This window comes from Kineococcus haloalkalitolerans (genome assembly GCF_050871905.1).
GTDB lineage: Bacteria > Actinomycetota > Actinomycetes > Actinomycetales > Kineococcaceae > Kineococcus.
In genome coordinates, this window is sequence record NZ_JBJLSH010000077.1 from 1 (window position 1) to 10,235 (window position 10,235).

Annotated in this window: 10 protein-coding genes; 3 read left to right on the top strand and 7 right to left on the bottom strand. The window is 78.3% G+C overall.

Translation table 11 applies throughout. The annotated features are described in order from the left end of the window. Nucleotides 1–42: 42 nt before the first annotated feature. Nucleotides 43–963 (bottom strand): alpha/beta hydrolase family protein, encoded by a 921-nt coding sequence (locus tag ACRYMY_RS18980; RefSeq protein WP_432548778.1) that lies wholly within the window; start codon nucleotides 961–963, stop codon nucleotides 43–45. A 162-nt stretch (nucleotides 964–1,125) separates the two neighbouring features. Between ACRYMY_RS18980 and ACRYMY_RS18985 the strand changes: the two genes are divergently transcribed. Continuing rightward, a complete protein-coding gene (locus tag ACRYMY_RS18985) occupies nucleotides 1,126–1,767 on the top strand; it encodes a TetR/AcrR family transcriptional regulator (RefSeq protein WP_432548779.1) in 642 nt (213 codons plus the stop codon). Nucleotides 1,768–1,785: 18 nt separating this feature from the next. Here the strand turns inward: ACRYMY_RS18985 and hemB are convergent, their stop codons facing one another. From hemB to ACRYMY_RS19015, 6 genes are all read right to left on the bottom strand, one after another. Beyond that, nucleotides 1,786–2,817: a porphobilinogen synthase gene (gene hemB / locus ACRYMY_RS18990; protein ID WP_432548780.1), complete on the bottom strand. Its 1,032-nt coding sequence runs from the start codon at nucleotides 2,815–2,817 to the stop codon at nucleotides 1,786–1,788. Next, nucleotides 2,817–4,421, bottom strand: coding sequence for a bifunctional uroporphyrinogen-III C-methyltransferase/uroporphyrinogen-III synthase (locus ACRYMY_RS18995; protein WP_432548786.1), 1,605 nt, complete (start codon nucleotides 4,419–4,421; stop codon nucleotides 2,817–2,819). The genes hemB and ACRYMY_RS18995 overlap by 1 nt, the downstream gene beginning before the upstream one ends. A 209-nt stretch (nucleotides 4,422–4,630) precedes the next feature. Further along, nucleotides 4,631–5,689 (bottom strand): hydroxymethylbilane synthase, encoded by a 1,059-nt coding sequence (hemC, locus tag ACRYMY_RS19000; protein ID WP_432548781.1) that lies wholly within the window; start codon nucleotides 5,687–5,689, stop codon nucleotides 4,631–4,633. Beyond that, complete coding sequence (locus ACRYMY_RS19005) at nucleotides 5,686–7,017, bottom strand: glutamyl-tRNA reductase (RefSeq protein ID WP_432548782.1); 1,332 nt, start codon at nucleotides 7,015–7,017, stop codon at nucleotides 5,686–5,688. Before ACRYMY_RS19005 ends, hemC begins: the two co-directional genes overlap by 4 nt. Then, on the bottom strand, nucleotides 7,018–7,770 hold the full coding sequence (locus tag ACRYMY_RS19010) for a redox-sensing transcriptional repressor Rex (protein WP_432548787.1): 753 nt from the start codon (nucleotides 7,768–7,770) through the stop codon (nucleotides 7,018–7,020). A 222-nt stretch (nucleotides 7,771–7,992) separates the two neighbouring features. Continuing rightward, entirely contained in the window at nucleotides 7,993–8,316 is a 324-nt protein-coding gene (locus tag ACRYMY_RS19015) for a glutaredoxin family protein (RefSeq protein ID WP_432548783.1), read from the bottom strand. A gap of 91 nt (nucleotides 8,317–8,407) precedes the next feature. Here ACRYMY_RS19015 and ACRYMY_RS19020 point away from each other — a divergent pair, with 91 nt between their 5' ends. Then, nucleotides 8,408–9,247 (top strand): HAD family hydrolase, encoded by an 840-nt coding sequence (locus ACRYMY_RS19020; protein WP_432548784.1) that lies wholly within the window; start codon nucleotides 8,408–8,410, stop codon nucleotides 9,245–9,247. Between the two features lie 91 nt (nucleotides 9,248–9,338). Continuing rightward, nucleotides 9,339–10,184: a GH12 family glycosyl hydrolase domain-containing protein gene (locus ACRYMY_RS19025; RefSeq protein ID WP_432548785.1), complete on the top strand. Its 846-nt coding sequence runs from the start codon at nucleotides 9,339–9,341 to the stop codon at nucleotides 10,182–10,184. Nucleotides 10,185–10,235 lie beyond the last annotated feature (51 nt).

Genomic DNA, 10,235 nt, shown 5'->3' on the forward strand with positions numbered 1-10,235 from the left:
GCGGGCACCCGCCCGCCGGCCCCCGGTCGCTCCAGCCCTTCGTCAGTACGGGCAGGTGGAGCGGTACTCGAGGATCGCGGTGCTGGGCGCGGGGGCCGGGCACAGGAACTGCGAGTAGCGCACGTCCTCGTCGACGAAGCGCTTGAGCCAGCTGATCGTGTACTTCGCGATCGTCGTGTTGGAGGAGTTGGGCGCGAAGTGGCTCGCGCCGCGCAGCTCCAGGTACGCCTTGCGGGTGGAGGCGGGGACGGTCGAGTAGAAGGGCTCGGCGTGCGAGGACACCGGCGCCACCGAGTCGTCCTCCGCGCCGACGAGCAGCGTCGGCGTGGTGACCTCCGGCCACGTCTTGTCGGTGTTCCACGGCGTCAGCGGGACCGCCGCGCGGATGGCGGGGTTGGCCTTGACGGCCTCCAGCGCACCGCCGCCGCCCATCGAGTGCCCGATGACCCCGAGCCGGTTGCGGTCGACCCGGTCGCGCACGCTGCTCGAGCCGGTCAGGTGGTCCAGGGCCGCCTGGATCTGCCGGCCGCGGGAGGCGGGCTGGTCGTAGCGGCTGAGGGTGTCGATGGTGAAGACGACGAAGCCCTGCGAGGCCAGGCGCGGGCCCAGCCACGCCATGCTCGACTGGGTGGCGGTGTAGCCGGGGGCGACGACGACGCCGCCGAAGGTGCCCGCCGTCGTCGTGGTCGGGTAGTAGATCGTGCCGCCGCCGAAGCCGCGCGCGGCGAAGCTGGAGACGGTCGTGGTCGAGACGGCGAAGGAGCCGCGGCTGGCCTCGACGCTGGCGGTGGTGGGCGCCGGACCGCGCTCGTAGGGGTTGGCGGCGTGGGCCGCGGTCCCGCCGGTGAACGGCAGGGCGGCGGCGAGCGCGGCGGCCGCGAGGGCGGCGCGCAGGCGGTGGCGCCCGCGCGCGGGGGCGGTGGGGGTCTGGCGGGCGGCGGGGGCCGGCGCGGAGGTGGTCACGTCGTCTCCTTCTGCGGGTGGAGCCGGTCCTGCGCGCGGCGGTGCGCTGCCACGGGATCCGTGCCCGTCGGGTCCGGCAGCTGAGGACCGTAGTGTTGGCTGACCGAGTGGTCAAGCAATTCGGCCGGACCGGTCCGGGAGCCCTCCGGCTACCCTCCGCGGGTGGACGACGGCGCGCGAGAGGACCCCGGCGGCGACGTGGGACCCGGTGGGGCGCAGCGCGTCGACGGCCGCCGCCTGCGCTACCGGCACCGCCGCGAGGAGCTGCTGCGCGCGGCCACCGAGCACGTCCTGGACCACGGCCTGGAGGGGCTGTCGCTGCGCGTGCTGGCCCGCTCGGCGGGTGTGAGCCACGCCGCGCTGCTGCACCACTTCGCCACCCGCGAGCAGCTCGTCGCCGAGGTCGTCGCCGAGGTCCTCGACCGGGCCTTCAGCGCCCCCGGCCTCGTCGCCGGCGACCCGCCCGGGGGCCCGCTGCGGGCCCTGTGGCACCACGCCACGACCGACCCCGGTCAGCGCGCCGTGCGCCTGTTCATCGCGATCACCGGGACCGCCCTGTACGGCGACGGCGACACCGCCCGGGCCGTGCGCCGCTCCGTGCGCGAGCGCACCGCGCTGCTGCGCGAGGGTCTCGTGCGCGAGGGCTGCCCCGAGCAGGCGGCCGGTCCCCTGGCCACGCTGGCCCTGTCGACGATGCGCGGGCTGGCCGTGGACCGGCTGCTCACCGGCGACGCCGAGCGGGTCGACGCCGCGTTCGAGCTGTTCGTGCGCGGACTGGAGGCCCAGCAGCGGGCCTGGGGCTGAGCTGCCGGGCCCGCGGGCTCAGCCCAGCCAGCGCTGCGCGGCCTCCAGGGCCCAGTACGTCAGCAGCACCTGCGCGCCCGCGCGGCGCAGCGCCAGCAGGGACTCCAGCGCCACCCGGTCGCGGTCGACGGCCCCCGCCTGCGCGGCGAACTCGACCATCGCGTACTCGCCGGAGACCTGGTAGGCCGCGACCGGCACGTCGGCGACGTCGGCGACCGCGCGCAGCACGTCCAGGTACGGCAGGCCCGGCTTGACCATCACCAGGTCGGCGCCCTCGGCCAGGTCCAGGCGCACCTCGCGCAGCGCCTCGGACACGGCCGCGGCCGGGTCCTGCTGGTAGGTGCGCCGGTCGCCGGTCAGCTGGGAGTCCACGGCCTCGCGGAACGGGCCGTAGAACGCCGAGGCGTACTTCACCGCGTACGCCAGCAGCAGCACGTCGTCGCGGCCGGCGGCGTCCAGGACGGCGCGCAGGTGCCCGACCTGCCCGTCCATCATCCCGCTGGGCCCCAGCACGTGGGCGCCGGCGCGCGCCTGGGCCAGCGCCATCGAGGCGTAGCGCTCCAGCGTGGCGTCGTTGTCGACGCGGCCGCGGGCGTCCAGGACGCCGCAGTGGCCGTGGTCGGTGAACTCGTCCAGGCACAGGTCGGCCATGACGACGAGGTCGTCGCCCACCGCCTCGCGCACGTCGGCCAGCGCGACGTTGAGGATCCCGTCGGGGTCGTCGGCGCCGGAGCCGAGGGCGTCGCGCCGCGCGGGCACCCCGAACAGCATGATCCCGCCCAGGCCGGCGGCGACGGCCTCGCGGGCCGTGGCCACGAGCGATGCGCGGGTGTGCTGCACGACGCCCGGCAGCGTGCGCACCGGCTGCGGCTCGCCGATCCCCTCGCGCACGAACACCGGCAGGACGAGGTCCGACGGGTGCAGGCGCACGTCGGTGACCAGCCGGCGCACCGCCGGGCTGGAGCGCAGCCGCCGCGGGCGCACCGCCAGCGGCCCCACCGCCGGCCGCACCCCGCCGGCCGGCCCGGGTGCCCCCGCGGGGACGCTCATCAGCGGGCCCGCCGGCGCGCCGACGCCTTCTTCTGGCTGGGGCGCAGCACCGGCTCGCCCGCCTCGGCGGCGCTGACCCGCAGGCCCTGCCCGTAGGCGGCCAGCGCCTCCACGAGGGCGTCGGCGGACGGCTCGGCGGCCAGCACGTCCACGCGCAGGCCGTGCTCCTCGGCGGTCTTGGCGGTGGCCGGGCCGATGCAGGCCACCACGGTCGACGGGTGCGGCTTGCCGGCGATGCCGACGAGGTTGCGCACCGTGGAGCTGGAGGTGAAGACGACCGCGTCGAAGGCGCCCGTCTTGATGGCGTCGCGCACCGGCGCGGCCGGCGGGGCGGCCCGCACGGTGCGGTAGGCCGTCACGTCGTCGACCTCCCAGCCGTTCTCCTGCAGGCCCGCCACGAGGGTGTCGGTGGCGATGTCGGCGCGCGGCAGGAAGACGCGGTTGATGGGGTCCAGGACGTCGTCGTAGGGCGGCCACGCCTCCAGCAGGCCCGTGGCCGACTGCTCGCCCGTGGGCACCAGGTCCGGCTCGATGCCCCAGTCGCGCAGCGCGTCCGCGGTGACCCCGCCGACGGCGGCGACCTTCAGGCCGCTGAACGCGCGGGCGTCCAGGCCGTACTCGGTGAACTTCTCCCGCACCGCGCGCACGGCGTTGACGGAGGTGAACCCGATCCACTCGTAGCGGCCGGTCACGAGGCCCTTGACGGCCTTCTCCATCTGCTGCGGCGTGCGCGGCGGCTCGACCGAGATCGTCGGGACGACCTCGGCGGTGGCGCCGTGCTCGGCCAGCGACGCGGTGATCCCGCCGGCCTGCTGCTTGGTGCGCGGGACGAGGACGCGCCAGCCGAACAGCGGCTTCGTCTCGTACCAGGACGCCTGCTCGCGCAGGCCGACGACCTCGCCGATGACGGCCGTGGTGGGCGAGCCGTCGATGGCGGTGGCCAGCGGCTCCACCTCGCCCAGCGTGGTGGTCGTCGTCGACTGCACCGTCGTCGTGCCGTGCGAGGTGAGGGCGATCGGGGTGGCGGCGTCGCGGCCGGCGGCGAGCAGGCCCACGGCGGCCGCGGCGATGTCGTCGCCCGTGCCGAGGACGACGACGGTGCTCGCCGGGTCGGCGTGCCGGCTCCAGTCCACCGCGCGCCCGGCGGGGCTGACCACGTGGACGCTCGTGGTGCCGGCCGCGGTGACGGGCACCCCCGCGTAGGTCGGCACCGCGGTGACGGCCGAGACGCCGGGCACGACGTCGAAGGCGCCGCCGGCCTTGCGCAGCGCGGCGATCTCGTCGGGCAGGGTCGTGAAGGTGGACGGGTCGCCGTCCATGAGGCGCACGACCCGGCCGCCGGACTTCGCGGCCTTGACGACCACCTTGGCGCGCGCGGCGCGGGTCAGCGGCTGCCCGTCGTCGCCGAAGCCCGCGTCGAGGACCTCGACGCCGTCGCGGCCGTAGCGGGCCACGAGGTCCTCGCGGCTGGCCTGGTCGAGGACGACGACGTCGGCCGTGCCGAGCAGCTCGGCCGCGCGGACGGTGAGCAGGCCGGGGTCGCCGGGGCCGGCGCCCACGAAGGACACGTGGCCCAGCGGCGCGGCGGCGCGGGAGGCCGACACCGCCCCGGCCGCCCGGGAGCGCCGCGGCGCGCGCACCGCCTCCGCGGGCGCCTCCGCGGGCGCCTGCAGCGGGGCCGCGGGCACCGGGTCCGCCTCGGCGGTGGGCCCGGCGGTGGGCCCGGCGAGCACGGCGACCTGCGGGGCGTCCGTGGCGAGCACCGCCGGGGCGTCGGCCGCCCCGTCGATCACCGGGCTGTTCGTCGTCGTGCTCACGAGCCACTCTCCGTGTCCTGACGAGGACGCGTCGCGTCCTGGGGGTGGTCCTGGGGGGGTGCCGCCGCGGCGGCGGGGGGCCGGACACCGGCGCGGAGGGGGCCCGCGAGCAGCTCGCGGGCCACCCGCTCGCCGAGCGCGGCGGCCTCCTCCTCGGTGCCGGCGGGGGCGCTGACCTCCCGGCGCAGCAGCGGCGCGGGCGCGGCGCCGGCGCCGGTCACGCCGTCCACGTCCTCCGGGGCGGCGCCCACGGCCACGGCCAGGCGCAGCTCGCCGTCGCGGACGCGGGCGTGCGCGCCGACGGGCGCGGAGCAGCCGGCCTCCAGCGCGGCGAGGACGCGCCGCTCGGCGGCGACCTCCCGCCGCACGGCCGGCACGTCCAGCGGCGCCAGGGCCGCGAGGACGGCCCCGTCGCCGGCGCGGCACTCCACGGCCAGGGCGCCCTGGCCGGGGGCGGGCACGACGACGTCCGGGTCCAGCAGCTCGGTGGCCTCGTCCAGGCGGCCGAGCCGGCGCAGGCCCGCCGCGGCGAGGACCACCGCGTCGACCCGGCCGTCGGCGACCAGGCGCAGGCGCGTGTCGACGTTGCCGCGCACGGCCACGACGTCCAGGTCGGGGCGCAGGTCGCGCAGCAGCGCCGCCCGGCGCGGGGAGCCGGTGCCCACGCGCGCCCCGCGCGGCAGCTGCGCCAGGGTGCGACCGCCCGCGGCGACGAGGACGTCGCGCGGGTCCTCGCGCTCGGGCACGGCCGCCAGGACCAGCCCGTCGGCCGGGGTCGTGGGCAGGTCCTTCAGGGAGTGGACCGCGAGGTCCACGCGGCGCGCGTGCAGGGCGTCGCGCAGCGCGGAGACGAACACGCCGGTGCCGCCGATGCGGGCCAGCGGCTCGCGCGAGACGTCGCCGTGGGTGGTGACCTCGACGAGCTCGACCTCGTGCCCGGCGGCGCGCAGCAGGTCGGCCACCCACCCGCTCTGGGTGGTGGCCAGCGCGCTGCGGCGCGTGCCCAGGCGCAGGACGCCCGCGCCGGTGGTCGGGGTGGTCGGGGTGGTCGTCACGGGACCCTCCCCACGGCCTCGGCGACGGTGCCCGACAGGGGCGCGTCGCCGCGCGCGCCGCCGGCCGCGCCGACCTCCAGGTCGAACAGGGCGCGCAGCGCGGCCGCGTACCCGCCGCCGCCGGGGGCGGCGCTGAGCTCCTTGACCCGCACGGTCGGGGTGTGCAGCAGCTTCTCCACGATGCGGTGCACGGTGCGGTCGACCTCGGCGCGCACGTCCTCGTCGAGCTCCACGCGCCCGGCCAGGCGCGCCATCTCGGCGTCCACGACGTGCCGGGCCTGCTGGCGCAGGGCCACCACGGTGGGGGCGACGTCGGCGGCGCGCAGCGAGGCGGCGTGCGCGGCGACCTCCTCGGCGACGATGGCCCGCACGGCGCGCAGGTCGTCGGAGACGGCGGTGCCGGCCAGGTCGGCGCCCAGGACCTCCAGGTCGGCCAGGTGCGCGCCGGGCAGCGTGGCGACCTCGGGGTCCACGTCGCGGGGCAGGGCCAGGTCGGCCAGGAACAGCGGCCGCTGCGGGCGGTCCAGCAGCGCGCTGGCGACGAGGGCGACGTCCAGGACGTGCCCGACGGCGCCGGTGCAGCTGAGGACGAGGTCGGCGGCGGCGACCTCGCGGCGCAGGGCGTCCAGCCCGACGGCGCGCCCGCCGACGGCCGCGGCCAGCCGCTCGGCGCGCTCGGGGGTGCGGTTGGCGACGACGACCTCGGCGGCCGGCACGAGCCGGGCCACGGTGGTGGCGACGAGGGCGCTCATCGCGCCGGCGCCGACGACGAGCACGCGGCGGCCGTCCAGGCCGCCGACGGCGTCGTGGGCGCGGGCCAGGGCGGCGTCGACGAGGGAGGCGCCGGCGGCGTCCAGGGTGGTCTCGCTGTGGGCGCGCTTGCCGACCCGCAGGGCGTGCTGCAGCAGGCGGTCCAGCTGGCCGCCCGCGCCGTCGCCGGTGTGCAGGTCGCGCAGGGCGCCGCGCAGCTGGCCGAGGATCTGGCTCTCGCCCACCGCCATGGAGTCCAGCCCGCAGGCGACGCGGAACAGGTGCTCGACGCCGGCGTCCTCGTAGTGGACGTACATCTGGTCGCCGAGGTCCTCCAGCGGCACGCCGACGCGGCGGCCCAGCAGCGCGCCGACGTCGGCGACGCCGCCGTGGAAGCGGCTGACGTCGCAGTACAGCTCGACGCGGTTGCAGGTGGAGAGGACGAACGCCTCCTCCACGTGCGGGGAGGCCGTCAGCTCGGCCACGACGCGCGGCACGGCCTCCGGGTCGATCGTGGCCCTCTCCAGGACCTCCAGGGACGCCGTGCGGTGGGACATGCCCACGACCAGGAGCGCCACTCAGACCACCTCCCCGACGAGCGGTGCGGTTGCGGGCGCCCGCCGGCGCCCGCCGTCCTGGGACGGCGGGCCCGCCGGGCGCGGGGACGACTTGCGCTGCGCGTGGAAGGCGAGGATCTGCAGCTCGGAGGCCAGGTCCACGCCCCGCACGTCCACGCCCTCGGGCACGCGCAGGACGGCGGGGGCGAAGTTCAGGACGCTCGTGACGCCGGCGGCGACCATGCGGTCGCACACGCCCTGCGCCTGCGCGGCGGGCACGGCCAGGACGCCGATGACGGCGCCGCCGGTGCCGGCGACCTCGCGCACGACGGCGGCCAGGTCGGCCACCGGGCGCACGCGCAGCCCGCTGACGACCTCGCCGACCACGGCCGGGGAGTCGTCGAACAGGCCGGCGACGCTGAAGCCGCGGGAGGCGAACCCGGCGTAGCCGGCGAGGGCGTGCCCGAGGTTGCCGATGCCGACGATGACGACGTGCCAGCGGGTGGCCAGGCCGAGGCGGTCGGCGATGTGCCGGTGCAGCTCGGCGACCTCGTAGCCGACGCCGCGGGTGCCGTAGCTGCCCAGGTGGGACAGGTCCTTGCGCAGCTTGGCGGAGCCGACGCCGGCGGCCTGGGCGAGCGCCTCGGAGGAGACGGTGCGCAGGCCGGCGTCGGCGAAGGCGGACAGCGCGCTCAGGTACAGGGGCAGCCGCGCGACGGTGGCCTCGGGAACGTCGCCCGCGCCGGCCGCCCGCTCGGCCACGGCCCGCTCCACGGCGGCCGTCAGACCGTCCCCGGCCAGGCTCGGCCGGGTCACCTCGTCGTCGTCCACAGCGGTCAGACCTGGCACCCTCGTGATGTGCGGATGGGCAAACGTGCGCGTCCAGCGTAGGCGTTTGTGAACGTGCGCACAAAGTCACGGGGCCGCGGGTGACGAGGGTCTCGCGGGTCGCTGAGCTGCGGCGATCCCCGGACGTCCAGTGAGGTGAGGCTGTCCTCAGCCTTCCGGGCGCGGCCGGGCGGGCGGCGTCCGGCGGCGGCGCCACCAGCGCCGGCCGGCCAGCGCGGCGGCCACGCGCGCCTCGTCCAGGCGACCCGCGTCGCGCGGCTCGCCGTCCACCAGCAGCACCGGCACCTGCTCGCCGTACCGGCGCAGCAGCTCCGCGTCGGCGTCCACGTCGACCTCGGCCCACGCCGTGCCGCGCGCGGCCGCCGCGCGCGCCAGGACGGCGCGCCCCTCCTCGCACAGGTGGCAGCCCGCGCGCGTGACGAGCACCACCCGCGCCCCGCTCCCGTCGCTCCCCGCCGCGTCCCGCACCACCGCTGCTCCTCCTCCGCCCGCCGCGCGGGCGCCCCGGCGGCCCGCCCGCCGCGGACGGACCGCGCACCCGCCAGCACCTACGATGACGCCCATGGCGGTGCCACCGGCGGCAGGCCCCCCGACGACTCCCCGCGCGGACCCCGCGACCGGGAGCGGCGCCCCCTCCCCGGAACCACCCCCCGCCGCGCTGGACGCCGCGTTCTTCGACCTCGACGGCACGCTGGTGCGCGGGGCGTCGATGTTCTACTTCGCCCGCGAGCTGGCCGCGCGGGGCTTCTTCTCCCGCGCCCAGCTGCGCACCTTCACCCGCCGGGCGCTGCACTTCGCGCTGCGCGGAGAGCACCACGGGCACCTGCTGGAGGCCCGGCAGCTCGGCCTGGCGTTCGTCGCCGGCCGCGAGGTGGCCGAGGTCCGCGGCATCGGCGAGGACGTGTACGACCTGCACGTGGGCGCCAAGGTGCGCCCGGGCACCCGCGCGCTGGCCGAGCGGCACCTGGCGGCGGGCGTGCCGGTGTGGATGGTGACGGCCGCCCCCGTGGAGCTGGCCGAGCCGATCGCCCGGCGGCTGGGGCTGACGGGCGCGCTGGGCACGGTCGCCGAGAGCGTCGACGGCGTCTACACGGGCCGGCTCGTCGGTGAGCCGCTGCACGGGCCCGCCAAGGCGGCCGCGGCGCGCTCGCTGGCCGCGCAGCGCGGCTGGGACCTGAGCCGCTGCGCGGCCTACTCGGACTCCGCCAACGACCTGCCGCTGCTGCGGGTGGTCGGGCACCCGGCGGCGGTCAACCCGGACGCGGCGCTGCGCCGGTACGCGCGCGACCGCGGCTGGCCCGTGCACGACTTCCGCAACTGGCGGCGCACCGCGCGCTGGACGGCCGGGGCGGGCGCCGTCGCGGTGGCGGTCGCGGTGACGGGGCTGCTGCGCCGCCGGTGACCGCGGTGCTCGCCCGTGCTGCACGGCGGCGTGACGGGGATCACGCGGCGGGAGGCTCAGGTCCGGGTCCGCGCGCGCCGAGGACGCCCCGGTGCAGACCGTGCGCGCCGCGCTGGCCACCGTCCTCGCCGCGGGCCTCCTGGGCGCCGGGGCGGTCGCAGCCGTGAGCGGTGCGGTGCCCACCGCCGCCGGCGCCGCCCGCGCCCTGTGCGGGCAGTACGACCGGGCGCCCTCGGCCGACGGCCGCTACGTCGTGCAGAACAACCGCTGGGGCGCGGACACCGCCCAGTGCGTCACCCCGCGCGAGCGCGGCCTGGCCCTGACCACGTCCCGGCACGACGTGCCGACGGACGGTCCGCCCGCGGGGTACCCGTCGATCGTCTGGGGCTGCCACTGGGGCACCTGCTCCCCCGGCGCCGCGCCGCTGCGCGCGGACGACCCCCGCTTCCGCTCGGTGCGCACGCAGCTGGCGGCGGCGCTCGTGCCGGAGGGGGCCTGGAACCTCAGCTACGACGTGTGGTTCGACCCGCAGCCGCGCACGGACGGGCAGGTCAGCGGCACCGAGGTGATGGTGTGGCTGGCCGCCGCCGGGGGCGTGCAGCCGGTCGGCGCCCGCACGGGCACCGCGCAGCTGGCCGGCGAGCGCTGGGAGGTGTGGCACGCGGCCCCGGAGCCGGCGAGGCCCTGGCGGGTCGTCAGCTACGTGCGCGAGGGGGCCCTGGGCGCCCCGGCGCCCGCGACCGCGCGCGCCGACCTGCCCGTCACGGCCTTCCACGCCGACGCCGCGGCGCGAGGCTGGGTGGGGCCGGCGTGGTGGCTGACGAGCGTGCAGGCCGGCTTCGAGGTGTGGCGGGGCGGGGAGGGCCTGGCGCTGTCCGGCTTCTCGGCCGGCCCCGGCCCGGTGGTCGAGCGCCGGGCGCGCACGCCGCGCCGCTGACCCCCGCGGACGCCCCGGGACGCCGCGAGGGCGGGTCCCCGGCCGGGGACC